This is a genomic window from Faecalibacterium tardum, assembly GCF_040096515.1.
Taxonomy (GTDB): Bacteria; Bacillota; Clostridia; order Oscillospirales; family Ruminococcaceae; genus Faecalibacterium; species Faecalibacterium tardum.
On record NZ_JBBMEO010000029.1, the window covers coordinates 1 to 24,830 of the forward strand.

The following is a 24,830-nucleotide window of genomic DNA, read 5'->3' on the forward strand; positions in this document are numbered from 1 at the left end:
TCTTTTGGTGTCAAAAGAGAACATCCCCCGCCTGAGAGGGTTTTCACAGCTTTCTTACTTCTTTGCCAGCTTCATCAGGCTACGGTTTTCCAGCAGAATGCGCAGCAGCACAACGTTCACGGCGCTCAGGATGAGGGCATTGGGGATGCGCACTGCCAGCGTTGCCCACGGGTAGCCGTAGAACAGACGCAGCGCCAGCGAGGTGATGACCATAGAGCCTACAAAATGCCCCAGCAGCACGCTGGCTGCAAGCCGCAAATTTGTGGAAAGGCTGCTCAGCTTCTGCCACGCAAAACCTGCCACCAAGCCGATGGCACCCGCGCCCAGCGTAATAAGCGGGTTGATGGCGTAGCCCGCCAGCACACCGCCGATGATATCGGCTACCGCGCCCACCGCAAAGCCTGCGCCGGGGCCGAACACCACCGCCGCCAGCAGCACCGGCAGGCTGCCCAGATTGAACCGGACGAAACCGGTGGAGATGCTGAGCACCCGGCTGAACACGATGCTCATAGCCACCAGCAAAGCCAGCATGGTCAGGGTACGCACCGAAGTTTTTTTGTCGTTCATTGTAGTTGTCCTCCTTAAAAAGGAACAGCAGGCAGGACGCAAAAACGCCCTCCCCTGTGACAGACCGCACAAAGGAGGGCGTGAATTCCAACAACATTCACTTCCGGGCAAAAACCGCAGACGGCTCTCGCCTGCACCCAAGTCCATGCAGCAGCGGGATGCAGACCCTGCACCGCGGTCAATACCTTCGTCCGCAGCACAACTCCCCGTTGATGCGGCACTTAACGCGCAGGGTCTTACTCTGTTGATGATGCCATTATAATCCTTTTTTTACCGCACTGCAAGCGCCCAAACAGACATCTTTGCCAAAGGAGCGTTTTTATTTTTGGCAGTGTTGTATAAACGTAAGACTTTTGCCCGCCTGTCTCCCTCTTTTCTTTTGGCGCAGAACGTGGTAAGATGAACACAAGATACCAAAGGGGAAACTGCCCCGGAAAGGAAATTTTCCATGAAATTCAGCGAAATGACCTATACCCGCCCGGACATCAATGCCCTGCTGGCACAGTGCAAACAGCTGGCTGCCAAGGCCGCCGATGCGCAGGACGGCGATGCCCTCATTCAGGTGTACTACGAGCAGAGCCGCGCCTTTGCGGACTACACCACCGCCTCCCAGCTGGCCAACATCCACTACACCTGTGACACCCGCGATGCCTACTGGAAGGCTGAGCAGGACTTTTTTGATGCCAACGGCCCCGCTGTGACCAACGCCAGTGTGGAGATCAGCCGGGCATTTCTGGCAAACCCCTATGTGGATGCCCTTACCGAGCACTTTGGCACCACCTGCGTAGCCGGTATGAAGAACGCCGTGCTGGGCATGGACGACCGTACCGTGGAATTGCAGCAGGAGTTCAACGCGCTGGTCAGCCAGTACCAGCAGATCTACGGCGGTGCACTGGTGGAGCTGGACGGCAAGCAGCTGACCATCCCCCAGCTGGGCCCCTACAAGGAGGATCTGGACCCCGCCGTGCGCCGCGCCGCCTACGAAGCCGAGGCCGGTTACTTTGACGCCCACCGGGACGAGCTGGACGCATTGTACACCAAGATCGTCAAGAACCTGAATCAGCAGGCCAAGGTGCTGGGCTACAAGGATTACAGCGAGCTTTCCTATGTGCGCATGAACCGCATCGGCTACGGACAGGCCGAAATTCAGGCCTTCCGGGATCAGGTTGCCCGGGACGTTGTACCCGAGCTGCAAAAAGTGATGGCTATGCGCGCCAAGCGCACCGGCATCACCCACCCCACCTTTACCGACCTGCCCATCATCTTCAAGGACGGCAACCCCAAGCCCATCCCTGGCTATCAGGCACGCATGGACGCCGCCCGCACCATGTACCACGAGCTCAGCCCCGAAACAGCGGAGTTCATCGACTTTATGCAGGACAACGAGCTGTTTGACGTGGAAAGCCGCCCCGGCAAGATGTCCGGCGGCTACATGACCAGCCTGCCTAGCTACAAGGCACCCTTCATCTTTGCCAACTGGAACAATACCTCCGGCGATGTGGACGTGCTGACCCACGAGTGCGGCCACGCCTTTGAGGGCTATGTGGCCGAGCGCGACCCCAACGTGCCCGCCGATCTGGAATGCCCCGCCATGGAGAGCGCCGAGATCCACTCCATGGCCATGGAGTTCCTCACCGCGCCGTGGCACCACCTGCTGTTCGGCAAGGACACCGAAAAGTACGCCCTGCTCCACGCCGAGGACAGCTTTGTGTTCCTTGCCTACGGCTGCGCCGTGGACGAGTTCCAGCACATTATGTACCAGAACCCGGACCTGACCCCCGACCAGCGCAACGCCGAGTGGCTCAAGCTGGAAAAGAAGTACCGCCCGTGGATCGATTTTGACAATCTGCCCTTCTACGGGCGCGGTGCCGGTTGGCAGCGCCAGCTGCACATCTACGAGTGCCCCTTCTACTATATCGACTACTGCCTGTCCACCATGGCAGCGCTGCAGTTCTTCCTGCTGAGCCTGGACGACCACAAGGACGCATGGGAGCGCTACCTCAAGCTGGTGCGTCGCGCCGGTCTTGCCAGCTACACCGAGCTGCTGCAGACCGCCGGGCTGAAGGTGCCCTTTGCCGAAGGCAGCGTCAAGGGCATTGCCCAGCAGATGACCCGCTGGCTGGAAGAGCATCAGGTGGACTAAAGACAAGCGAAAGTCGTTTCGTGACTGCGTCAGGGCGTTTCGTGTCAGTTTTCTTGCTTTTCCGCCGGGCTGCGGTATACTGAAACCAGCATCATCCCCTTCGAGAATGGAAAGGAGTACCGACTTATGAGATCTTCCCGTTTGTTCCGGCGCGTCATCGCCGGTCTGTGCGCTGCCGCCATGCTGTGCGGCGGCATGGCCGCTTCGGCTGCTGCACCCGCACTGCCCGCCGCCCCCGCTGCGGTGGAAGCCACCAACGCCGCCCCCAGCGATGCCGAACTCAAGACCGCTTTTTCCAAGTTCACCGTCACCTACGACGAGGAGGCCGGCGGCTGGGATTTTTCCTCTCCGCAGGAGCAGGCCAGCATGGATAAAAAGTCCTGCGGGCTGTACCCCTATATGTTCTTGCAGGACGATAGCATTGCCTTTAATATGATCCTGACCTATGTGGGCAGCAAGAAGCTGGACATCAAAACGGTCAACGTATCTGCTGATGACGAGCTGTACACCTTTACCTGTGACGAGGAATACGGCGGCGGCTACGATCAGGATCTGGGCTGCTGGTTCGATCTGGAGCTGTTCCAGCTGAGTGACGAGGAGGTCAGCCTGCTGAGCGAGTGGCTGAACGCCAAGAGCGTCACCGCCGTATTCGTTGGCCGGGACGGCACCACCCAGAGCTACGCCCTGACCAAGGAGAACCGCACCGCCATTCAGGAGATGGTCACCGCCTACAACCTGATGCTCTCCTCCACCGTGGAGCAGTGTGAGCCCATCCTGAGCAGTCTGGCAAAATAAAAGCAGTTTTTATCCCAAACCCGGCGCATCTGCGGATGCTCCGGGTTCTTTTTTGCGAAATTTCAATTTTTTTGCAAAAAATGCTTGCCAAACCAGCAAAGCTGTGCTATACTAATTGAGCTGTGATGTGCTGCTATAGCTCAGTTGGTAGAGCGCATCCTTGGTAAGGATGAGGTCTCCAGTTCGAATCTGGATAGCAGCTCCAGCTTAACCGCCCTGAAGTCTTAGGACTTCGGGGCGGTTTTTGTTTTCCTTTCAGCCGCATTGCAAAGAAATACCGCCGCACAGCTGTGCGGCGGTATTTTTCATTCTTCCTCATCGGGGATATTCTCTGCGTCCAGCAGATACTCGGTCTCGGTCTGCTGCTCCATCTGCTGCTCTGTCCAGTCCAGCTGCACAGCGCCGCTCAGGTCCAGCGAATAGTCCTCGGTGTACAGCAGACTGCCGGTGTTCAGGCTGCTTTCTGCCGGGCTGCGGGCATCCCATGTAAAGTGCAGACTTTCCGGCGGCACGGTGCACTGCTTTGCCAGTGCGGTCAAAGTGTAGCAATCCCGGGCAAAGGCGGCGGCGCTGTCGTAGGGACCGAACAGCTCCACGGTCAAGGTCAGGCAGGTATCCCCGGCGGGCAGGGCGGCGGCCTGCTGCAAAGTTTCGGTCTGCGGGCCGCTCAGGTACAGCCTGCCGCTGATATCCCGGATGGCGATGTCCTGCGCGTCCCGCTTACAGGCGGTGTACAGTTCATCAATGGCCTGTGCGCTCAGACGGTTCATGGTCTGCTGATTTTCGCCGCTCAACTCGTCCCACAGCATGGGCAGCATCGCCATGCAAAAGCAGCCCGCCATCAGCACCAGACAGACCAGCACAGACACAAAATCGTACTTCCAGCGGCCGGGGCGGGCGGCAAAGAACAGCACCTCGCATCCCAGCAGAACCAGCGCCACCGCCGGGGCAATTTTCAGGGTCAGCTGCACATCAAAGCCCGGCACAAAGAAATACAGCAGAAAGAACACGCCCGCCGCAATGAGGCACGCGCCCAAGGTCAGGCTGCCCACCCGGCGCAGGGGCTTTTCAGCGGGTCGTTTTTCTGCCGGTTTCTGCTCCGGCGCGGGCGCACTGCCCGGCTGTGCCGTCAAAGGGGTCTTATTCTGCTCGGTCATCGTCATCCTCCACAGGGGTCTCGTCCTGCTCTGCGCCGGTCACCGGCTCCCCCAGCAGTGCCGAAAGCTCCGGCATGGCAAAATGGGTGTCCGTGTCCGCGGTGTCCGCGGCCTCCTCTGCCTGCGGCGCAGCCGTGTAGGCGTGGAAGTCCTCGGGTTCCTCGGTCTCCTCTTCGGGGGGCTGCTTGCCCTTTTTGTTTTTCGGGCCGCGCACCAGCCACATACCGCACACGATCAGCGCCACGCAGACCACGATCTGCGGCAGAGCGTCCAGCATCAGGTAGATGGCGCGGAAAACCGGGTTATCCTGTCCCCAGCGCCACATCACATCGCCCAGCACCCGCATGATGATGTTGTTGTAGAACACGATGGCGCCCAGTGCGATCAGCCCCCAGCCCACCAGCTTGTGGCTTTCGCCCATGAACTGGGTCATGCGGGCATCGTGCCAGTCAAAGTGCACCAGATAATCGTCCTCCGGGGCTTTTTCTGCCGCCAGCTGTGCGCGGAGGTTTAAGGTATCGAAAAAGCTGTACATATACACAACGACGCAGCCGACTACCAGTGCGTCCAGCCCCGTGGTGCTGCCTACGATAATAAACAGGCAGAACATGGTGATGAGCGAGAGCCCCCGCTTCATATAGCCCTGATACATCTGCCCCGCACCGGGGATGCAGGCAAACAGCAGGGTCAGGATCCCGTTTTTCTTCATAATCAGTTCCCTCATTTCTCAGTGGTGTCTGCACTGTGGTGCAAAAGCGCGTCCAGTGCATCGGATAGTTTTTCGGTCAGCTGCTTTTTGTCCTCTATGGGCTTGCCCAGCGGAGCGGTGGATTGCTGCGGTGCTTTGTCGTTCACCGGCTTGCCCAGCAGCTCCGGTTCGGTCTGCTGTGTGGTCTGCGGCAGCCATGTGTTCAGCTGCTGCCCGGTGTGCAAAATCTGTTCCAGCGTACCGGTACGCCACATGGTCAGCGCCAGCACGGCGGCTACGGTGGCCACAGCGGCGCGTCCCCATGTGTTCTGCATCAGCCGTATCCAGATGGTGCCCATCACCGCGCCCCGGGCGGAGCGCGGCGGCTGCTCCAGCACATCGTCGGTCAGCAGAGCGGTGTAGCGGTCCATGCAGCGGTCGCAGTAGGCAAGGTGCTCGGCGGCTTCCAGCCGCTGCGTTTCGTCCAATTGTCCACCGACCAGTGCCTGTAAGCCTTCCTCGCTCAGACAGCCTTTTACGTCAAACAGTTCCATGTACGCTCCTCCTTTCACAGGGTACGCGGTCGTTTTGCAAAATCTGCTGCGCCAGCATCTTTTTGGCGCGGTAGACCTGCGCTTCCACCGTTTTAGGCGGACGTCCGCACAGCCTTGCAGCCTCGGCCATGGTGTGCTGCTCCAGCAGCACCAGACGGCAGGGCGTGCAGTAGGGCTCGCGCAGGTTTAAGATCATCCCGGTAAGCTCCTCCTCGCCCAGCGCCTCCAGCACCTGCTGCTCCGGCTGCATACCGGGCGGCGCGCCTTCCAGCGCCAGCACCTCGTCGCCGGGGGTGTTCATCTTGCGCACCCATGCGCTGCGCAGATAGTCCTTGGCTTTGTTGGCCGCGATACGCGCCAGCCATTGCTTTTCAAAGCCGGGCGGGCAGCGGTCGATGGCCCGCCACGCCGCCAGAAAGGTCTCCTGCGTCAGATCCTGCGCCTCCTGTACATCCGGTACCAGCTGGTGGCAGACCGTGTACACGAGCGCCTGATATTTCTGCACCATCGTGCTGAATTCCTGTGTTGTCAACGCGCTGCACGGCCTCCTTTCCGGTCTTGGATGCGGTGCTCTGCGCCGCCCTTCTGTCTTTAATACGAGGGAGCGGCGGCAGTTCCTGCAAAAAACTAAAATATTTTCAAACTTTTTCTTCTTCCGCAGATATGGTACAATAGCAGTATAGCACACAGGGAGGATTTTCGCCATGGCTTCTACCACCCGACAGGCGCTTTTACAGGCGCTGAGCGCCGCCGAGGGCGCATATATTTCCGGCCAGCAGCTGGCGCAGCAACTGGGCGTCAGCCGCGCTGCCGTGCACAAGGCGGCAGCGGCGCTTACCGCGCAGGGCTATGCGCTGGAAGCCGCCTCCCGCCGGGGGTACCGCCTGCTGGGCGGCGACCCCTTCTGCACCGAGGCGGTAGGCCCCTACCCCGCCCCGGTGCAGCTGTACGACACGCTGGAAAGCACCAACCGCACCGCAAAGCTGCTGGCGCTGGAAGGCGCTGCCCACGGCACGCTGGTGCTGGCGGGCGGGCAGACCGCCGGGCGCGGGCGGCTGGGGCGCAGCTTTGCCAGCCCGGCGGGCAAGGGGGTGTACTGCTCGGTAGTGCTGCGCCCGCCGCTGCCTGCCGCCAACGCCCAGACCGCCACCATCGGCGCGGCAGTGGCGGTGTGCCGGGCGGTGCAGGCGCTGTGCGGGCTGGAACTTGCCATCAAGTGGGTGAACGACCTGTACTATAAGGGCAAAAAAGTGTGCGGCATCCTGACCGAAGCCGGCACCGACCTTGAAAGCGGCCAGCTGGAATGGCTGGTGGTGGGCATCGGGCTAAACCTGACCGCCACCGCCGAGGACTTTCCCCCGGAGCTGACCGCCAAAGCGGGCAGTCTGTACCCCGGCGGCCCTGCCCCGGTAAGCCGGGCGGCGCTGGCGGGTGCCATCGGGCGGGAGCTGTTAGCGCTCTGCCCGGGCTTTGAATGTCTGGACGAGTACCGCGCCCGCTGCTTTGTGCCCGGTCATTGGGTGACCGTGTGCACCGGCACTGAGACCTATGCCGCGCAGGCGCTTTCCATCGACGATGCCGGGCGGCTGGTGGTGCAGCGGGAGGGTGGCCGCACCGAGGCGCTGCGCTGCGGCGAGGTGACCATTCGCCCCACCAAGACGGAATAAACGGGTACAAAAAGCCCGCCGGGCATTTCTGCACGGCGGGCTTTGGTTTACAGTTTACTCTGCCTTGGTCTCGGGCTTTGCCTCAGCCTTGGCTTCCGGCTTTGCTGCGGGGGCAGCAGCGGGAGCGGCGGGCTTCACCACGGGCTTCGGGGGATTGGGGTCATCCTTCAGCGGGAACAGGATGATGTGCTTGGGGCACTTCTGGGCGCACATACCGCAGCCCTTGCACTTGTCGTAATCAACGCGTGCCACGCCGTCCACAACATGGATGGCGTCGAACTTACAGGTGCGCTCGCACATGCCGCAGGCAATGCAGGAAGTGGTGCACAGCTTGTTTGCCACAGCACCCTTATCCTTGTTGGAGCACATGACCACCGGCTTGCGAGGGCCGGCAGCGTCGATCATGATCACCTGCTTGGGGCAGATATTAGCGCAGGCACCACAGCCGGTGCACTTGTCCTTGTCCACCTTTGCCACACCGTCTACGATGTGGATGGCGTCGAACTTACACACCTTGGTGCAGTCGCCCAGACCGATGCAGGCGAAGGAGCAGGTCTTGGGGCCGCCGTACAGAGCTGCCGCAGCAGCACAAGTCTGGATGCCCTTGTAGTCGTAGGCAGGCTTGCAGTGCTCGGAGCTGCCCTGACACTGCACAACAGCCTTCTTCTCTACGGCGCTTGCCTCGCCGCCCATGATCTTGGCAATGGCAGCAGCAGCCTTGGGGCCGCCGGGTGCGCACTTGTCGCAGGGCACGCCGTCCAGAACAACTGCCTTGGCGTAGTCGGAACAGCCGGCGTAGCCGCAGCCGCCGCAGTTTGCGCCGGCCAGACAGGCAGAAACTTCCTCAATGCGGGGGTCTTCCTCCACCGCCATGAACTTTGCGGCAGCCACCAGAACGATGGCACCCACAGCGCCCACGATGGTGCACAGGATAACAGCAGATACAATATTCATAGTCCTGTTCCTCCCTTACAGCGTAACATTGAACAGGTTTTCGACGATGCCGCCGAAGCCCATGAAGGACAGGCTGGTGATTGCAGCTGCGATCAGGGTGATGGGCAGGCCCTTGAAGGGTGCCGGGGGATCGCAGGCTTCCACGCGCTTACGCACGCCGCTGAACATGACCATGGCCAGCATAAAGCCGCAGCCTGCGCCGATGGCGCAGATCAGAGCCTCGATGTAGGCGTAGCCGAAGCCGTGTGCAGCCACATCTGCGCCGTAGTCGCCCACGACCAGAATGGTAACGGCCAGCACGCAGCAGTTGGTGGTGATCAGGGGCAGATAAACGCCCAGCGAGTTATACAGTGCAACGACGTACTTCTTGAGGAAGATCTCGATGAACTGCACCAGCACGGCGATGACCAGAATGAACACGATGGTCTGCAGGTAGCTCAGACCAGCCTTGTCCAGAATGAAGATCTGGATGGGGAAGGTAACGGCCGTTGCCATGAACATGACGAAGATGACAGCACCGGACATACCAACAGCGGAATCCAGCTTTTTGGAAACGCCCAGGAACGGGCAGATACCGTAGAACTTCACCAGCACATAGTTGTTGACAAGGATCATGCTGAAGAAGATCGCAGCGAGTTTGACGAGCATCTTATTCCGCCTCCTTCTTCAGATTGTCAAGATCACAGCAGCTCTTGCGCTCGATGCGGGCGTCCAGCTTGCCTTCCAGCCACACACAGCCGGCCATCAACAGGCCAAAGCAGAAGAATGCACCGGGAGCCTGCGTCATGATGGACACCTTGGCAACGCTTTCCGGGATGATCTGGAAGCCCAGCCAGGTGCCGCTGCCCAGGATCTCACGGATGGAGGCCATCAGAGTAGCGGTGAGGGTGTAGCCGAGGCCCATGCCCACGCCGTCCAGTGCGGAATCCACCACATTGTTCTTGCAGGCGAACATCTCGGCACGGCCCAGAATGATACAGTTGACAACGATCAGGGGCAGGAACACGCCCAGAGCGTTGTACAGGCTTTCCATATAGGCCTGCATGAACATCTGCACGATGGTCACAAAGCCTGCAATAATAACGATGTAGCAGGGCAGATGCACCTTGCCGGGGATGACTTTCCGCAGCAGGGAGATCATGATATTGGAGCACACCAGCACGAAGGTGAAGGCGGCGCCCATGCCCAGTGCGCTGGAAACTGCCGTGGTAACGGCCAGAATGGAGCAGGTGCCCAGAACCAGACGCAGAACAGGGTTTTCTTTGATGATGCCGTTGGTAAGGATGCTTACCTTGGACTTATTTTCTTGTGCCATTTCTTACCAACCTCCTTTTATGCCAGCTCGTTGAAGCAGTTGATACAATCATTGATGGCAGCAAACAGAGCGGTGGACGAAATGGTTGCGCCACTGTACGCATCGAAATCCTGATTCATCACAATGTTCTTGGTGCCGTCCATGCCGTTGAACTGTGCCAGGAAGTCATCGGTGGACACATTGGAGCCGATGCCCTTGGTCTGGGTAGAAGCGTCCACCCAGATGCCGGTCTCGGCACCGTTGGCGTCAAAGCCCATGATGACGGTCAGGATGCCGCCGTCAAAGCCCTTTTCCTCAGCCTTGATGGCAATGCCGCCATCGGGAGCCTTTACCACGCCGGTAACATTGGCGGTGGTGTAGTCGGTAACTTCCTCCAGCGTAGCTGCGTCCGAAACAGAGGGCATCACGCTGACATAAGCAGCCAGCGTGGTGCGGCGGGTGTTCTCCTTGATAACGGGAGCGGTCATGCCGTTCACCAGAGCCAGCAGCAGGCTGACGATCAGAGAGATGACGGTCAGCACAACGATCGGCTTACCGGTGGTTTCCCAGCTGGAATTTGCAGTCTTACTCATTTGCCAGCACCCTCCTTCGCTTTCTTTGCAGGCTTCACATAGCCATACGGGGTCTGACGGGTCAGATCATTGATGTACGGGACCCACAGGTTCATGAACAGCAGTGCGAAGGACACGCCCTCGGTGTAGCTGCCCCAGTAGCGGATGGCAAAGGTAACGATGCCAAGGCACACGCCGTACACCAGCTTACCCTTCAGGGTAAAGGGGCTGGTAACGTAGTCGGTAGCCATGAACACAGCGCCGAACAGCAGGCCGCCGCTCAGCACGGCAACCAGTGCGCTGTGCAGATCCTTAGTAGCGATCAGGTAGAACACGAACATGCTGCCAACGTAGGAAGCAGGGATAGCGATGCTGATGGTCTTGGTAGCCACCAGATAGACAAGACCCAGCACGATGGCCAGTGCACAGGTCTCGCCCAGCACACCGCCGTGGATGCCCATGAACAGATCCAGCAGGCTCAGCTTGGAGGGATCTGCCACAGCCAGCGGGGTAGCCTTGGACAGCTGATCCACCGCTGCATCCGGGAACACCCACTTATTCATGGAACCGGCAAAGCTGACAAACAGCACGATACGGCCCACCAGAGCGGGGTTTGCAAAGTTCATGCCAATGCCGCCGAACAGCTGCTTGACAACGATGATAGCCACCAGATCGCCGATGATCAGCTGACCGATGGGCATGCCCACGGGCACGTTCATGGCCAGAATGATGCCGGTGACAACAGCGGACAGGTCGCTGATGGGGTTTGCACGCTTCAGCAGCTTGCAGTACAGCCACTCAAAGGCCACACAGGCCACCACGGAAACGGCGGTGACCAGCAGGGCGCGCACGCCGAAAATGATCGCAGAGGCAACCACGCAGGGGCACAGTGCAACGATCACGTTAGCCATCAGGCTCTGGGTGGTCTCGTCACTGCGGACGTGCGGGGAAGCCGAAACAATAAGCTTCGTATCCATTACTTATTGCCTCCTTTTTTGATTTCGCCAAGATAGAAGGCCTTGGCCAGACTCATCATCTGGGTGACCGGGCGCTTTGCCGGGCAGACGAAGGAGCAGCTGCCGCAGTTGAAGCAGTAGTCAGCGTGCAGCTTGCCCAGCTCCTGCACATCGCGGGCGGCGTAGGCCTGATTGACCTCCACGGGCTCCAGACCCATGGGGCAGTACTCCACGCAGCGGCCGCAGCGGATGCAGGGGTTGACCTGTGCGGGCTGTGCAGCTGCCTTGCTCAGCAGGATCAGACCGGAAGTGGTCTTGGTGGTGGGGTAGGAAAGGTTCTCCACAGCGGGGCCCATCATGGCACCACCGGCAACCACCTTGCCCAGCTCGCCCTTGACGCCCACATAGTCCAGAATGTCCTGATAAGCGGTGCCCACGGGCACAACGACGTTCTGGGGCTTTGCGCAGGCATCGCCGTCCACGGTGATGGTACGCTGCACCACCGGCATACCGGTAGCCAGATACTTGCCCAGCGTGGAAACGCTGGTCACGTTCATCACGATAGCGCCTGCATCGGCGGGCAGACCGCCGTGGGGCACCTCGCGGCCGAGGCACTTCTCGATGAGGATCAGCTCTGCGCCGGTGCCGTAGACACTGGGCAGGGGCTTGACCTCGATAGCGCTGTCGTCCTTGGTCTTTTTGCACAGCAGGTCGATGCACTCGGGCTTGTTGTTCTCAATACCAATGATGCACTTGGGGATGCCGGTATACTTCAGCACAGCCTTGATGCCGCGGATGATATCATCGCTGCACTCCAGCATCTCCTGCGTGTCGCTGGTCAGCCACACCTCGCACTCGGAGGCGTTGATCAGTAAAGTATCCACCGACTGCTTGGGCTGCAGCTTCACATCGGTGGGGAAGCCTGCGCCGCCCAGACCGACCAGACCGCACTCACGCACGGCAGCAAGGAAGCTTGCCTTATCGGTGACTTCCGGTGCCTTGACAGCCGGGTCTACGGTCTGCTTGCCATCGGTATTGATGACAACAGAATCGCACATACGGCCATTGGACAGACGAAAAGCCTCCACCGCAGCTACCGTACCGGAAACGCTGGAGTGGATGTTTGCGGAGACAAAGCCGCCCGCCTCACCGATCTTGGTGCCGACGAACACTTCATCGCCTTTTTTCACCAGTGCCTTGGCGGGTGCGCCAATGTGCTGGCTCATAAGGATGCGTACCTGCGCGGGCAGAGGCATCGGGATAGGTTTGCTTGCAGCAGTTGCCTTGTCATGCGGCGTATGCGCGCCAAGCGCCGCACGTTTCAGCTTGTTCAACATGGATTTCAAATCCCCCATTCTGCTTGAATTGCCATCCCCCTCGCCCATGCAGGCGCACTGGTACAGGGACAGCAGCTGCTTAACACACTTATTGTATCATTTTGGCGCGGGAAGTCAACGACATCACGGCTCAAATGATGAATTTTCCTAAACTTTCTTATTCGTTTTCGCCAATTAGTTTTGGCTAACCACCGTATTTTTCTTCTTTGTTCTCCCCCTTCTGCCGTTTGCCTTTACTGCGGGAATATGCTATACTATACCTAACATGACAGGCGGAACGTCCCCCGCTCCGCTCCCGAACTTCACAAGGAGGCACCAAACCATGAAAGTTCTCAAAGCTCTGCTCGCCGTCCTCACCACACTGGCTGTCGCCCTGACCGCCATTCTGCTGTTCTGGCAGGATAAAAGCGCCCCGCGCTATATCAAGATCTACGAGAACGAGCAGTAACCCCGCATCCTGCACAAAAGCATCCCCCAGCCTGAGCGGCACGCCGCTGCCCGGGCTGGGGGATTTGTGGTTTTATGGCATTTTCCGTTTTCCGGCCATGCAAAAAGGGAAGTCCCGCAACAGGGACCTCCCTTTGGTTTTTGCTCAGTACACGACAACGATCGTATATGTCCAGCCGCACGCCGAGAACGTAGCGGCACCCACATACTGACTGTCGATCCTGCTAACCGTCGATTTATAGTTATCAAAACTTTCCTTGGTGACCGAGTCCGGATCCCGAAAGATCATCTGGCCCTTATAGGTACAGCCTTCTGCCAGTGTCTGCTGCATCTGCATCGTGCTATTCCACAACTCATCTTTCGTAGCACTGCCCTCGTAGTAATTCTTGAGCACCGCAGCCGCATTCTGTGCATTTGTATCCGCTTCGCTGCTACGGGTCAGTGCACTCTGGTTGTAGGTTTCTGTACGGAGCTGGTTCAGCACCTCCAGCACATGCACCTCCAGCACATGCGCCTCCGGGTCGGTGCCGCCGCAGGCGGTCAGCATTGCCAGCACCAGCACCGCAGCCAGCGTAAGCGCAACCAGTTTTTTAATGCATTTCATAGGTTTTGCCCTCCTGTAAATAATAAATACCCCGGCAGACCACACAGTCTGCCATAAAAACAGTGTAACCCCACGGGCGGCAGCTGTCAATGCACGAACCACACAAAAACGCCGCCGACTTTTCGTCAGCGGCGTTTGCGTGGTTTCAAATTATATGTCAGTAAGTCACAATAACTGTAATAAACTTACCATTGCTGATCTGTTTCATAACAGCGCCGATATACGCTGCATCGGCGTATGTCACGATCCGGCAAATACTATTCATCTTGTCCGAATCATACAATTTCTGCCAGTATTCCTTGGTCAAAGTCTTCTCGCCCGAGGAGGTAGATACCAATGTGTAAAAGCCAACGCGCCCTTTGCCACCCACCTGAAGGGAAGTCAGCGTTTTCATTTCCGTTGTGTAGCCCTCATCCGAAACCAGCTTCAGATCTCTCTTTTCCTGTAGCGCTACAATTTTACTAGCCACATCCGTTGCGTCCGTGTTGACCTCCAGTGCCGACAAGCCGTTTTCCGTCCGAACCGCATTGATGTTGTCCACGACCTGCTTTGTTGCTTCCGTTGTGTCCTGCACGCTCGGTGTACCGCCGCAAGCGGTGAGCATGGTCAGTGCCAGCACAGCAGCCAGCGTAAGCGCAACCAGTTTTTTGATGCATTTCATAGGTTTTGCCCTCCTGTAAATGATAAATACCCCGGCAGACCATGCGGTCTGCCATAAAAACAGTGTAGCCCCACGGGCGGCAGCTGTCAATGCGCGAACCACACAAAAACGCCGCCGACTTTTCGTCAGCGGCGTTTGCGCGGTTTCAAATTACAGATCAGTAAGTCACAACGACCGTAATATACTTACCATTGCTGATCTGTTTCATGACAACGCCGACATATTTTGCATCAGCGCTGCGCACGATCCGACAATCACTATAATTCATCTTGTTCGAGTCATACGTTTTTTGCCAAGCTTCCTTCGTCAAAGACTTCTCGCCCGAGGAATTAGTTGTCGTTGCCAAATATCCGATGTAGCTTCTGCCAGCCACCTTAATGGCGTACAGCTCACGCATTTCCTTTTGGTAGTTCTCTTCCGAAATCAGGTTCAGCTTCTTCTTTTCCTGTACCGCTAAATATTTTTGGGCCACATCCGTTACAGCCGTGTTGATCTCCAGTGCCGACAGACCATTTTCCGTCCGAACCGCATTGATGTTGTCCACGATCTGCTTTGTTTCTTCTGTTGCCTCCGGCACGCTCGGTGTACTGCCGCAAGCGGTGAGCATGGTCAGTGCCAGCACAGCAGCCAGCGTAAGCGCAACCAGTTTTTTGATACATTTCATAGGTTTTGCCCTCCTGTAAATAATAAATACCCCGGCAGACCACGCAGTCTGCCATAAAAGCAGTGTAAACCCGCAGGCGGCGGCTGTCAATGCACGAACCACACAAAAACGCCGCCGACTTTTCGTCAGCGGCGTTTGCGCGCACTCAGTAGGTCATCACGACCACCATAATGGGGTATTCATCCTTCGTTTTGGGGTCGGTGTTATGCACAACGCCCACGCCCACAAGGGTAGCTTCCGTGTTCGTGACCAGTGCCGGTTTCCATTTGCCGGTGTCCTTTACCCAGCCGCTGATCACGCTCTCTGTGGGATACGCGCCGTAGCCGCCTACGCCCACCAGCTTTTTACCCTTTACCGGCAGCTTGCTGATGTCGTTCCAGTCCTTCGTATACCGCTCGCCATTCGGGTCGGTGCCGTACTTGCCAAGCAGCCAGTCCAGCTGCAATTTTGCCATTTTTTCAGCCTTGTCGCAGGCCTCGGCATCCATGGTCAGCGGGGTGTTATTGCCGTTGTTCTTGCGCACCGCATTCAGTGTGTCCACCACTGCGGCCTTCTTCTGCGCCTCGGTCTTTTTGTCTGCGGGGTCTTTGCCGGGTTCTCCCGTTCCGGGGTCGGTGGGGTCTTTACCGGTCTCACTGCTGCCCGGCGTATCCGGCGCGTCCGGCGCGGAAGGGCCGGAGGGCCCGCAGGCTGCTAAAAGCAGCAGCGCCATTGCAGCTGCAAGGACCGCTGCCGTCCATCGTTTCCAAAGCTTCATCTGTAGTCCCTCGCTTTCTTCTTATAAGAGCGCGTTGCTCCCCAGTTTCATCTTATCCCCTGCCGTGGTGCGCTGTCAATGGGCAGATGCGCCAAACTTTGCCGGAAAGTTTCGGCATAGCGTGCAAAAGCAGGAACACAATTCCGGAAAATCTGCGGATTTTCCGGAATTGCTTTTTCACAGGCGCGTCTGCACGCGGGCTTTTCTGCACGCAAAAAGGCTGCCGCACAGCCTGTGTGCGGCAGCCTTTCAGTCTTAGTAATCGTTTTCGCAGCCAAGCAGGAATTTCATGTAGGCAAAGGTGCGCTCCCGCCCGAGGTCCCGCACCATGCACAGCAGCTTTTCCAGCAGTGCCCGGGTCTCCGGGTGCATCAGGTAGTGATCCTTGCTGCGCTGGTAGTACTCCCACGCGGAGGCATCGGTGTACTTATCGCCCAGATAGATCTGGCTTGCCGCCACCCGGTCGCACACCATCTCGCAGACGTAGCGCAGGGGGATCTTCATGCCGGTCAGGCCGGTCTTGGTGGTGCTATAATCGATCCAGTATTCCAGATGATGCTTGTTGCGCCCCTTGTGGTGCAGCCACGCCGAGGTGTAGCCCTTTGCCGCGCGCTCCGCCTCGTTGGGGCTGTGGTCGCCCTGATAGTAGATGCACCCGGGGATGAACTCGGTGGGGCTATACTTGCTCAGGTCGTGGGCAAGGCCCTGCTCATACAACCCGCATTCAAAGCAGTATTTCATCACCAGCAGCTTGTGCCGGGTGATGGTCTCGAAATGGCCTTTGATGTTCATGCTGTTATTCCCTCCACTGCACCGTGATGCGTCCCTCTTTCAGCCCGCGCAGATCATCGCTTTCGGAAAAATCCTCCCGGTCCATGGTCAGATTGGGGTTGTAGTAGGGGTCGTGCAGGATGTTCGCCTTGCCGTGCACCTCGTACAGGCGCTGCTGCTCGGCGGCAAAGCGCCGTGCCTTTACCGGGTCCTTTTCGTCCCCGCCGCGGCTCTTGCTCTCGTAGTGGGTCAGCTGGGCGTAGGGCGTCCACGCAATGCGATAGCCCGCATCCCGCACCCGCAGACAGAAGTCCACATCGTTGAAGGCCACCGCAAAGGCTTCGTCCAGCCCCTTTACCTCGTCCCACACACTGGTCTTTACCAGCAGGCAGGCACCGGTAACGGCAGAAAAGTCCTGCACCGTGGCGGTGCGGAACAGATACCCGCTGCCGCCGGCCTTTTTGTACTTGTGGCTGTGTCCCGCGTAGCCCCCCAGCCCGGTAATGACGCCCGCGTGCTGGATGGTCTCGTCCGGGTAAAAGAGCATGGCACCGCACACTGCCGCCCCGCCGGGGTGGGCGCATTGGCGCAGAAGCTCGGTGAGCCATTCGCCGCTGCGCACCTCCACATCGTTATTCAGCAGCAGCAGATACTCGCCGGTGGCGTACTTGCGGCCAAAGTTGTTGATGCCGGAAAAGTTGAAGCCCTTTTTCGGGTAGGTGACCACCCGCAGGCCGTCATAGCGCTGCTGCGCCTTTTTATAGTAGGCAAAGGTAGCGGGGTCGGTGGAGTTGTTCTCCACCACGATCACCTCAAAGTGCTCCCATTCGGTCTTTGTCCAGATGCTGTGCAGGCACTTTTCCAGATCCTCGGTGTGGTCCTTGTTGGGGATGAGGATGCTTACCTTGGGTTCGCCCACAATGTCCCACTTCACCCGGTAGGTGCTGGGGAACAGGCCGTCCTCCACCGTGCCGGTGCGCCCGGTGCGGGTCAGGTGGTCTGCCAGCGCCTTTTTGGCTGCTGCCGCAACGTATGGCTTGGCGTCTGCACCGCCGGAGGTAGACCCCGCGTGCACCCGCCAGTAGTAGAGCACCTGCGGCACATGGGCAGCACCGCCGGTCTTTTCCAACAGCCGCAGGAACAGATCATGATCCTGACTGCCGTCGCATTCCGGGCGTTCGCCGCCCAGCTGTTCCCACAGCGCTTTTTGGAACACCGCCAGATGGCAGATGTAGTTGCAGCACAGCAGGTAGTCCGGGGCGTAGTCTGGCTTGAAGTGCGCCACCATGGGGCGGCGGATGCTCTTGGTGAACAGGGCTTCATCGCTGTACAGAAAACCGTCCGGTTCGCCGCGCTGCCGCAGCTGTAAGATGGCCTTGCCCATGGTGTACAGGGCATGGGGTGCCAGAATGTCGTCGTGGTCAGCCAGCGCCAGATACTCCCCTGTTGCCAGCTGCGCGGCGGCGTTGGTGTTGGCGGCAATGCCCTTATTTTCGATTTTTTTGTATACGATCTGTTGATTTTTTTGCTGATATTCCTTTACGATGCGTTCCACGTCCCCGTGGGCGGCGTCCGAAGCATCGGCAAGGCAGAGCTGCCCGTTGGGCGCGGTCTGCCCCACGAAGGAATCCAGAAATTCCCGCAGGTACTTTTCCGGGGTATTATACAGCGGGGTCAGCACCGAGATGGTGGGCAGGCCGCAGTCTGCCGCCGTTTTTCCCGCCATCTCTGCGCGCTGGGCTTCCAGCACCTTTTTGGCGGGCAGGTAGCGCGCACGCTTGCCGAAGCAGCGGCGCTTGACAAAGCCCGCGCCGCGTTTGACCATGGTGGACAGACCCTCGTCCTTTGTCAGCTGCACGGCGTAGCCGACCAGCTCCTTGGCGCGTTTCAACCGTACATTCATATCAGACCTCGCCGCGCTGGGTCGCCTTGTAGGCGGCGCAGACTGTTGCGGTATCCCCGTTCATTTTCAGGTGGCCGTGGCTCAGCCATGCCACCTTGGTGCACATCCGCTCGATCTGCTCGATGGAGTGGGACACCAGAATGACCGTGGTGCCGCCCGCCATCAGCTCCTGCATCCGCTTTTCGCACTTTTGCTGGAACAGGAAATCGCCCACCGACAGCACCTCGTCCGCAATGAGGATATCGGGCTTGGTGATGGTGGCAATGGCAAAGCCGATGCGTGCCACCATGCCGGAGGAGTAGTTTTTCAGCGGCACATCCAGAAAGTTTTCCAGTTCGCTGAATTCCACGATCTCGTCAAATTTTTCGTCCAGATACTTGGGCGAGAAGCCCAGCACCGTGCCGTTGAGGTAGATGTTCTCGCGGGCGGTCAGATCCATATCAAAGCCCGCGCCCAGCTCAATGAGCGGGGCGATGGTGCCGTTTACGGTCACCTTGCCCTTGCTGGGCTTGTACACCCCGGCAATGGTCTTGAGCAGGGTGGATTTGCCCGAGCCGTTCAAGCCCACAAGGCCGTAAAAATCGCCGGGCATAATGTCCAGACTGACGTCCTTCAGGGCGTAGAACTCGTCGTATTGCAGCCGCCCCTGCACCATGGCCAGAAAGTACTCCTTCAGGCTCTCATGCTTTTCCTTGGAAAGGTTGAAGCACATGGAAACATTGTCCACTTTGATGATCGGTTCCATTGTTCACCCTCCTTAAATGTGCAGCACAAAGCGGTCCTGTGTTTTGCGGAACACCTGCAGCCCCACTACCATGGACACTACCGCGCAGATGCCGCAGACAAGGAACATATTCCAATCCAGCGGGATGCCCCACATCACCGTGCGGCGGAAGCCCGTGATATACCAGTACATGGGGTTCAGCTTGATGATCTGCTGCATATTGAAGCCGCCGATGGAAAAGGTCATCTGGGTGGGGTCGTAGAAGATGGCGGAGAAATACAGCAGCGCGGTGACGAACACGCTCCAGATATGCATGATATCCCGGAAGAACACCGTAGCCGCCGCCAAGAACATACTGACGCCCAGACTGAAGAAGAACAAGGTCACCAGCGGGTACAGTGCCTCGAAAATGGTCAGGTGGAAAGACGCACCGGTAAAGATCATGACCAGCAGCAGTGCCACAAAGCTGAAGATGCAGTTCACCATGGCAAAGCAGCACTTTTCCAGCGGGAAGATATACTTGGGGATATACACCTTTTTCAGCAGCGGGGCGGCGCTGAGCACGCTGCTCATGCTGGTGGAGGTAGCCTCATTGAAGAAGTTGAACAGCAGCTGACCGCACATCAGAAAGACGGCAAAGTTGTCGATGCCGCTGCCCCGCATATCCATCAGGCTGCTGAACACCGCCCAGTACACAAGGCACATCAGCAGCGGGTTCAGCACGCTCCACACCACGCCCAGCACGCTGCGGCGGTACTTCAGCTTGAAATCACGGCTTACAAGGTTCCACAGCAGATAGCGGTAGCGCCAGAAGCCGTTCCACATTGCTTTGAGTTTTGCCACGGGCGATCACCACTTTTCAAAATACTCGAACTTCTGGGCGGCAAAGGGCTCGTGCAGCTTGTCCTTTGCGCTGGTCTTGTGCTCGCAGCCACAATCCGGCCACTGCACGTTGACGGTGGGGTCGTCGTAGGGGATGCCGCCTTCACTGGTGGGGTCGTACACATCGGTGCACTTATAGCAGAACTCTGCCACATCGCTCAGCACCAGAAAACCGTGGGCAAAGCCCTCCGGGATATAGAACATCTTCTTGTTGTCCTCGGAAAGGGTCACGCCCACCCACTTGCCAAAGGTAGCGCTGTGGGGGCGGCAGTCCACGGCTACGTCATACACCTCGCCCTTGGTCACGCGCACCAGCTTGCCCTGCGTGTGGTTCTTCTGGAAGTGCAGCCCGCGCAGCACGCCCCGGGTGGAGCGGCTCTGGTTGTCCTGCACAAATTCCTTGTCGATGCCAGCCTCTGCAAACTGATCCTTCTGGTAGGTCTCCATAAAATAACCGCGGTCGTCGCCGAACACCTGCGGCTCAATGACCACCACGCCGGGGATCTCGGTCTGCGTAAAAATAAACTTACCCATGATATTGTACCTCTCTTTTTTTCTGAAAGTTTTTTCTTTATCTGGAAAAGTCTGGTTTAAAACAGGCTTTTACGCTTTGTTGCGGCGCTTTGCCGTTTTGCGGCGCTTTTTCAGGCGTGCATACACCCGCAGCACCAGCACTGTGACCACCGCCGCGCCCACGGTGCAGCCCACTGAGATGCCCGCCAGCAGCCATGCGCTGCTGCCCGGCTCCACGTCTCTGGCGGCTTCCAGCGTTGTGCCGGTGCTCTGCTCCAGCAGCTCTGCCAGACCGGTGATCTCGGCCTTTACCCGCACGCTGGCGCTCTCCTGCTTTGTGCCGCCGTTCAGGGTGTACACCGCATACACGGCGGGCTCTGCGCCCAGCAGATACTGCTCCGGCAGCTCCAAGTCCACGGTCACATCCTGTGCGGATAAGCCCTCGGCCAGCAGCAGCTTCACCCCGGGGTCGACCACAGTAACGGTGCCAAGGCTCTGCCCGCCGCCCGCCACTGCCAGCTGTGCGGTGACCGTGCCGCCGGGCAGCTGGGTGTAGTTTTTATAGGTGGCAAAGGCGTAGTCCAGCAGAGTGCGCATATCGTTATATTTATCGGTGCTCAGCTGGCTTTGCATGGTCACGCAGATCAGCCGTACCCCGTCCTGCTCTGCCAGACAGACATAGCTGTACCGGGCAGTGTTGGTGTAGCCCAGCTTAGAACCCAGCACGCTGTCGATGTGGTAGCGGCTGGAGCCGATGCGGATCTTATCCTGCTGGGAGAAGTAACGGGTCACCGGCTGAATGTTGGTGGGCTGCATGGTGTACATCTGGTTGCGGGTGAACACCTCCTCAAACCCCGGCTGCTGCAATGCCCAGCGCAGGATCTGCGCCATATCGTAGCAGCTGGTGTAGTGGTCCTCATCGCTGATGCCGTGGGGGTTTGAAAAGTGGGTGTGGGCAAGGCCCAACTCCTCCACCTGTGCATTCATGGCCGCCACGCCGTCCGCGATGGTGCCGCCGCCGAAATACTCCGCCAGCAGGTTGGCACCGTCGTTGGCGCTGGCCATCTGGGTGGCGTACAGCGCATCCACCAAGGGGACTTCTTCCCCTTCCAGCAGAGCGATATGGCTGGAATCCGTGCCTGCCAGCGAGTAGACATCCTCGTGGGTCACGGTCAGCTTTACGTCATCCCAGTCTCCCTGCGCCTTTTCGCAGGCAAGGCCAAGGGTCATCACCTTGGTAATGGAGGCCGGGTGCAGCTCCTCGTCCATATTCTGCTGCGCCAGCACAAGGCCGGTATCCGCATCCACGATGCAGTATGCCCGGGTATTGGCCAGCGCCGGGCCGGTTGCTGCCGCGCCGGGCACCAGTACAGCACCTATCAAAAGCAGCACAGTGCACAGTGCTGCGGTAAATTTTTTCATCTGGTATACTCCGCTTGTCAGTTTTGTGCCAGTAAGGCATCATTTGGAGTATACCACATTTTTTCCCCGCTGAAAAGAGATTTACGCATTCCTTTGCCCCAGCAGCACCGGCTGCAGCTGCTCGCCCCGCAAAGCGGCGTCCACGGCGGCGGGCAGCAGGGCAAGGTCCGCCTTCAGGCTCTGGGGCTTGGCAAAGGGGTCGTCCTGCCCGTAGGGCACAAAGTAATAGTGTTTGCGCTGGTATAGCCGTGCCATGTTTTCCCCGGAAGCGCCAAGGCCGTCGTTGGTGGAAACTGCCAGCACCACCGGGCTGCCCACCCGCAGCAGGCTTTTGGCCGCAAGGGTCACCGGCGTATCCGAAAGCCCCGCCGCCAGCCGCGCCAGCGTTGCGCCGGTGCAGGGGGCGACCACCAGTGCCTGTGCCAGCCGCCGGGGTCCCAGCGGCTCCACCGCCTGCAAGGTGTCCAGCACCGGTTGCCCGGTAACGGCCTGCAACCGCTGCCGCCAGCTTTCCCCCGTGCCAAACCGGGTATCCAGCTGTGCGGCAAAGCTCATAACGGGCAGCAGCGTCCAGCCCTGTGCCGTCAGCGCCTGCGCCGCGCCCAAGGCATCCTCCAGCGTGCAAAAGCTGCCGCACACCGCAAAGGCAAGACAGCCCTTTTTCTCTGTGGTCATACCCTTCCCTCCCGCTCCTGCAAAATAGTCTGCACCGTGCGTGCCAGCGCCTCCCCTGCCGTTTCCGGTGCCCAGACTGTCGGCAGGCTCAGCGCGTGCAGTGCCGTGTGCCCCAGCCGCCGGGCGGCAGCAAAGTCCGTGCCGCCGGGCTTTGAGGCCAGATCCACAATCAGGCACCCTTTCGGCAGCGCCGCCAGCACCGCCGCCGTCAGCACCGGTGCGGGGATGGTGTTCACCACCGTATCAAAGGCGGCAGCCGCTGCGGCAAGCTCTGTCAGCGGCACTGCCTGCAGCCCAAGCTCCTCCGCCATCGCTCGCTGCACCGGGCGGCGTGCCGCCACAGTCACCCGCGCCCCCAGCGCCGCCAGACGCACCGCCAGCGCCCGCCCCACCGGCCCAAAGCCCAGCACCAGCACCGCCGCGCCCCACAGGGTACGGCTGCGCCGTTCCAGCAGGATGCCGATGCAGCCCTCGGCGGTGGGGATGGCATTATACACGGTCAGCTCCGGGCGGGCAAAGTAGTCCACCAGCTCCACCCCCGCCGCCCGGGCGATGGTCATTGCACCGTCCGTCACCTTGCCGCCCAGCGCCAGCGCACCGGGCTTTGCCGCGCCCAGCAGCTGCGCCAGCGGCAGACCGGACTGTTCCAGCGGGAGCGGCAGCAGGATGTAGTCCGCCTGCGGCAGCTGCTGCACGCCGCCCACCGTATACCCTACCCGCGCCAGTGCACGCCCTGCCGCCGCCTGCCGGGCATCACTGCCCACCACCGCAAACCGCTTTGTCTGCTTCATGCTGCCATCTCCCCTTTTCCGCTGTGCGCCATCCTATGCGGGCGGGCAGAAATGCGTGCGGGGAAGCCTTGTGGCACCGCCTGCAAAAACGGGGTACAGAAACGCCCGCAGGCGTTTCTGTACCCCGAAATCCAAACGATTCTTCCGCTCTCAGCTGCGCTCCCCGGTCAGGTCGGTGCGACGGGTCACCTTGTGGATGGTGCCGTCCGGCTCCTGAATGGACGTGCGCTCCAGCTGGCTGCGCAGGCTGGCCTTGATGTCGGCCAGATACTCCTGCCGCAGCGCCTGCTGCTCGGCTTTTTCGGCCTCGGTCAGGCCGGTGGTCTTGCTCTTTTTGGCCAGCGCATTGATGCGGGCGATTTTTTCTTCCGTCATGGGGGAACCTCCTGTATTTCATCGTAAAATATGCTATAATGTAGGCAAGACCATTATAGCAAAGGATGATACCAATGGCAACACAACGCAACTATGCCCAGCAGATGGACGCCGTGCTGGCGGGGCTTGGCGATACCCGCCCGCGCCTTTTGCTTCACGCCTGCTGCGGTCCCTGTTCCAGTGCCGTGCTGGAGCAGCTGTGCCGGTATTTTGAGATCACGGTGCTGTACTATAACCCCAACACATGGCCAGCGGCAGAGTACTACCGCCGGGGCGAGGAGCTGCAAAAGTTTGTAGCAGCCGCCCACCCGCTGGGGGTGACCGTGGTGGAGGACAGTTACGACCCGCAGCAGTTCTACACCGCCGTAGCCGGGCTGGAAAACGAGCCGGAGCGCGGCAGCCGCTGCACCGCCTGCTACCGGCTGCGGATGCGCCGCGCGGCGCAGTACGCCCGGGACAACGGCTTTGACTGGTTCACCACCACCCTGTCCATCAGCCCCCACAAGGACGCTGCCCGCATCAACGCCATCGGGCAGGAATTGGAGACAGAGTTCGGAGTAAAGCACCTGCCCTCGGACTTCAAAAAGCACAACGGCTACCTGCGCAGCCTGCAGCTTTCGGAGCAGTACGGCCTGTACCGGCAGGACTACTGCGGCTGCGAGTTCAGCGCCAAAGCAAGAGGCATTGAAGGATAACGCAAAACGATTTGAAATATCCTCCGCTGCGCTTTGGATATTATCAGCGGAATCATGATTTATAATTTGTCCCCCGGGAACATCTGCGGATTTTCCCGGGGGACTTTTTCACGAGTGGGGATTGGAACGAACTCCCTCAGTCAAAACCTGACGGCTTTGCCAGCTTCCTCTGGGAGGGAGTCTTTGGCATGGCGGCACTGTTTCTGGCTGAAGCGCAAAGTTTGCGGGCGTGCCCGCTCCCCCTTGGGGAGATCGGAAGAGC

At 59.2% G+C, this 24,830-nt stretch carries 29 protein-coding genes, 1 tRNA gene and 1 riboswitch; of the genes, 6 read left to right on the plus strand and 24 right to left on the minus strand.

Going from position 1 to position 24,830, the window contains the following annotated elements; translation table 11 throughout:
* Positions 1-54: 54 nt before the first annotated feature.
* The gene (locus WMO44_RS12160; RefSeq protein WP_005923065.1) at positions 55-567 is read right to left on the minus strand and encodes a folate family ECF transporter S component; all 513 of its coding nucleotides are present in this window, start codon (positions 565-567) and stop codon (positions 55-57) included.
* A 149-nt stretch (positions 568-716) separates the two neighbouring features.
* A riboswitch (THF riboswitch) is annotated at positions 717-813 on the minus strand.
* A 202-nt stretch (positions 814-1,015) separates the two neighbouring features.
* Here WMO44_RS12160 and WMO44_RS12165 point away from each other — a divergent pair.
* From WMO44_RS12165 to WMO44_RS12175, 3 genes are all read left to right on the plus strand, one after another.
* The gene (locus tag WMO44_RS12165; protein ID WP_349152749.1) at positions 1,016-2,710 is read left to right on the plus strand and encodes a M3 family oligoendopeptidase; all 1,695 of its coding nucleotides are present in this window, start codon (positions 1,016-1,018) and stop codon (positions 2,708-2,710) included.
* A 126-nt stretch (positions 2,711-2,836) separates the two neighbouring features.
* The gene (locus tag WMO44_RS12170; protein WP_349152750.1) at positions 2,837-3,505 is read left to right on the plus strand and encodes a hypothetical protein; all 669 of its coding nucleotides are present in this window, start codon (positions 2,837-2,839) and stop codon (positions 3,503-3,505) included.
* A 129-nt stretch (positions 3,506-3,634) separates the two neighbouring features.
* Positions 3,635-3,710, plus strand: a tRNA-Thr gene (locus WMO44_RS12175).
* A gap of 100 nt (positions 3,711-3,810) precedes the next feature.
* Here the strand turns inward: WMO44_RS12175 and WMO44_RS12180 are convergent.
* Genes WMO44_RS12180 through WMO44_RS12195 form a run of 4 tightly spaced genes read right to left on the minus strand, consistent with a single transcriptional unit; the run spans position 3,811 to position 6,436 of the window.
* On the minus strand, positions 3,811-4,662 hold the full coding sequence (locus tag WMO44_RS12180) for a hypothetical protein (protein WP_349152751.1): 852 nt from the start codon (positions 4,660-4,662) through the stop codon (positions 3,811-3,813).
* Positions 4,646-5,371 (minus strand): hypothetical protein, encoded by a 726-nt coding sequence (locus tag WMO44_RS12185; protein ID WP_349152752.1) that lies wholly within the window; start codon positions 5,369-5,371, stop codon positions 4,646-4,648. Before WMO44_RS12185 ends, WMO44_RS12180 begins: the two co-directional genes overlap by 17 nt.
* 11 nt (positions 5,372-5,382) lie before the next feature.
* Positions 5,383-5,904 (minus strand): anti-sigma factor, encoded by a 522-nt coding sequence (locus tag WMO44_RS12190; RefSeq protein ID WP_349152753.1) that lies wholly within the window; start codon positions 5,902-5,904, stop codon positions 5,383-5,385.
* A complete protein-coding gene (locus WMO44_RS12195) occupies positions 5,891-6,436 on the minus strand; it encodes an RNA polymerase sigma factor (protein WP_243114878.1) in 546 nt (181 codons plus the stop codon). The genes WMO44_RS12190 and WMO44_RS12195 overlap by 14 nt, the downstream gene beginning before the upstream one ends.
* Before the next feature lie 172 nt (positions 6,437-6,608).
* On the opposite strand from WMO44_RS12195, the gene WMO44_RS12200 reads away from it, so the two are divergent.
* Positions 6,609-7,571: a biotin--[acetyl-CoA-carboxylase] ligase gene (locus WMO44_RS12200; protein WP_349152754.1), complete on the plus strand. Its 963-nt coding sequence runs from the start codon at positions 6,609-6,611 to the stop codon at positions 7,569-7,571.
* A 54-nt stretch (positions 7,572-7,625) separates the two neighbouring features.
* Here the strand turns inward: WMO44_RS12200 and WMO44_RS12205 are convergent, their stop codons facing one another.
* From WMO44_RS12205 to rsxC, 6 genes are read right to left on the minus strand one after another with little or no spacing between them, the layout of a single operon-like run.
* On the minus strand, positions 7,626-8,525 hold the full coding sequence (locus WMO44_RS12205; protein ID WP_055186233.1) for an RnfABCDGE type electron transport complex subunit B: 900 nt from the start codon (positions 8,523-8,525) through the stop codon (positions 7,626-7,628).
* A gap of 15 nt (positions 8,526-8,540) precedes the next feature.
* On the minus strand, positions 8,541-9,173 hold the full coding sequence (locus tag WMO44_RS12210) for an electron transport complex protein RnfA (protein ID WP_055186232.1): 633 nt from the start codon (positions 9,171-9,173) through the stop codon (positions 8,541-8,543).
* A gap of 1 nt (position 9,174) precedes the next feature.
* Positions 9,175-9,840, minus strand: a complete 666-nt coding sequence (gene rsxE, locus WMO44_RS12215; protein WP_005923040.1) for an electron transport complex subunit RsxE — start codon at positions 9,838-9,840, stop codon at positions 9,175-9,177.
* A gap of 17 nt (positions 9,841-9,857) precedes the next feature.
* Positions 9,858-10,412: an RnfABCDGE type electron transport complex subunit G gene (locus WMO44_RS12220; protein WP_005923037.1), complete on the minus strand. Its 555-nt coding sequence runs from the start codon at positions 10,410-10,412 to the stop codon at positions 9,858-9,860.
* Positions 10,409-11,368: an RnfABCDGE type electron transport complex subunit D gene (locus WMO44_RS12225; protein WP_055186230.1), complete on the minus strand. Its 960-nt coding sequence runs from the start codon at positions 11,366-11,368 to the stop codon at positions 10,409-10,411. The genes WMO44_RS12220 and WMO44_RS12225 overlap by 4 nt, the downstream gene beginning before the upstream one ends.
* Positions 11,368-12,732: an electron transport complex subunit RsxC gene (gene rsxC, locus WMO44_RS12230; RefSeq protein ID WP_349152755.1), complete on the minus strand. Its 1,365-nt coding sequence runs from the start codon at positions 12,730-12,732 to the stop codon at positions 11,368-11,370. The genes WMO44_RS12225 and rsxC overlap by 1 nt, the downstream gene beginning before the upstream one ends.
* Positions 12,733-13,006: 274 nt before the next feature.
* Here rsxC and WMO44_RS12235 point away from each other — a divergent pair, with 274 nt between their 5' ends.
* The gene (locus tag WMO44_RS12235) at positions 13,007-13,132 is read left to right on the plus strand and encodes a hypothetical protein (protein ID WP_256466526.1); all 126 of its coding nucleotides are present in this window, start codon (positions 13,007-13,009) and stop codon (positions 13,130-13,132) included.
* Positions 13,133-13,276: 144 nt separating this feature from the next.
* Here the strand turns inward: WMO44_RS12235 and WMO44_RS12240 are convergent, their stop codons facing one another.
* The 13 genes from WMO44_RS12240 to WMO44_RS12300 all read right to left on the minus strand — a co-directional run bounded on the left by WMO44_RS12240 (position 13,277) and on the right by WMO44_RS12300 (position 23,873).
* The gene (locus WMO44_RS12240) at positions 13,277-13,735 is read right to left on the minus strand and encodes a hypothetical protein (RefSeq protein ID WP_349152756.1); all 459 of its coding nucleotides are present in this window, start codon (positions 13,733-13,735) and stop codon (positions 13,277-13,279) included.
* A 157-nt stretch (positions 13,736-13,892) separates the two neighbouring features.
* The gene (locus WMO44_RS12245; protein WP_349152757.1) at positions 13,893-14,396 is read right to left on the minus strand and encodes a CAP domain-containing protein; all 504 of its coding nucleotides are present in this window, start codon (positions 14,394-14,396) and stop codon (positions 13,893-13,895) included.
* Positions 14,397-14,553: 157 nt separating this feature from the next.
* Positions 14,554-15,060 (minus strand): CAP domain-containing protein, encoded by a 507-nt coding sequence (locus WMO44_RS12250; protein ID WP_349152758.1) that lies wholly within the window; start codon positions 15,058-15,060, stop codon positions 14,554-14,556.
* Positions 15,061-15,205: 145 nt separating this feature from the next.
* Positions 15,206-15,817: a CAP domain-containing protein gene (locus WMO44_RS12255; protein WP_349152759.1), complete on the minus strand. Its 612-nt coding sequence runs from the start codon at positions 15,815-15,817 to the stop codon at positions 15,206-15,208.
* Positions 15,818-16,072: 255 nt separating this feature from the next.
* Complete coding sequence (locus WMO44_RS12260; protein WP_055186226.1) at positions 16,073-16,609, minus strand: DUF5662 family protein; 537 nt, start codon at positions 16,607-16,609, stop codon at positions 16,073-16,075.
* A 4-nt stretch (positions 16,610-16,613) separates the two neighbouring features.
* Positions 16,614-18,491, minus strand: coding sequence for a glycosyltransferase family 2 protein (locus WMO44_RS12265; protein WP_349152760.1), 1,878 nt, complete (start codon positions 18,489-18,491; stop codon positions 16,614-16,616).
* Between the two features lies 1 nt (position 18,492).
* A complete protein-coding gene (locus WMO44_RS12270; RefSeq protein ID WP_097782992.1) occupies positions 18,493-19,236 on the minus strand; it encodes an ABC transporter ATP-binding protein in 744 nt (247 codons plus the stop codon).
* A gap of 12 nt (positions 19,237-19,248) precedes the next feature.
* Positions 19,249-20,058: an ABC transporter permease gene (locus tag WMO44_RS12275; protein ID WP_349152761.1), complete on the minus strand. Its 810-nt coding sequence runs from the start codon at positions 20,056-20,058 to the stop codon at positions 19,249-19,251.
* A gap of 6 nt (positions 20,059-20,064) precedes the next feature.
* Positions 20,065-20,631 (minus strand): dTDP-4-dehydrorhamnose 3,5-epimerase, encoded by a 567-nt coding sequence (rfbC, locus tag WMO44_RS12280; RefSeq protein WP_005923016.1) that lies wholly within the window; start codon positions 20,629-20,631, stop codon positions 20,065-20,067.
* Positions 20,632-20,700: 69 nt separating this feature from the next.
* Positions 20,701-22,032 carry a D-alanyl-D-alanine carboxypeptidase family protein gene (locus tag WMO44_RS12285; protein WP_349152762.1) on the minus strand — a complete coding sequence of 444 codons (1,332 nt, stop codon included), beginning with the start codon at positions 22,030-22,032 and terminating at the stop codon, positions 20,701-20,703.
* An 81-nt stretch (positions 22,033-22,113) separates the two neighbouring features.
* On the minus strand, positions 22,114-22,707 hold the full coding sequence (locus WMO44_RS12290; protein WP_349152763.1) for a dipicolinate synthase subunit B: 594 nt from the start codon (positions 22,705-22,707) through the stop codon (positions 22,114-22,116).
* Positions 22,704-23,498: an NAD(P)-dependent oxidoreductase gene (locus tag WMO44_RS12295; RefSeq protein ID WP_349152764.1), complete on the minus strand. Its 795-nt coding sequence runs from the start codon at positions 23,496-23,498 to the stop codon at positions 22,704-22,706. The genes WMO44_RS12290 and WMO44_RS12295 overlap by 4 nt, the downstream gene beginning before the upstream one ends.
* Positions 23,499-23,648: 150 nt before the next feature.
* The gene (locus WMO44_RS12300) at positions 23,649-23,873 is read right to left on the minus strand and encodes a DUF896 domain-containing protein (RefSeq protein ID WP_097785386.1); all 225 of its coding nucleotides are present in this window, start codon (positions 23,871-23,873) and stop codon (positions 23,649-23,651) included.
* Positions 23,874-23,938: 65 nt separating this feature from the next.
* Between WMO44_RS12300 and WMO44_RS12305 the strand changes: the two genes are divergently transcribed.
* Positions 23,939-24,568 (plus strand): epoxyqueuosine reductase QueH, encoded by a 630-nt coding sequence (locus tag WMO44_RS12305; protein ID WP_349152765.1) that lies wholly within the window; start codon positions 23,939-23,941, stop codon positions 24,566-24,568.
* Positions 24,569-24,830: the final 262 nt, after the last annotated feature.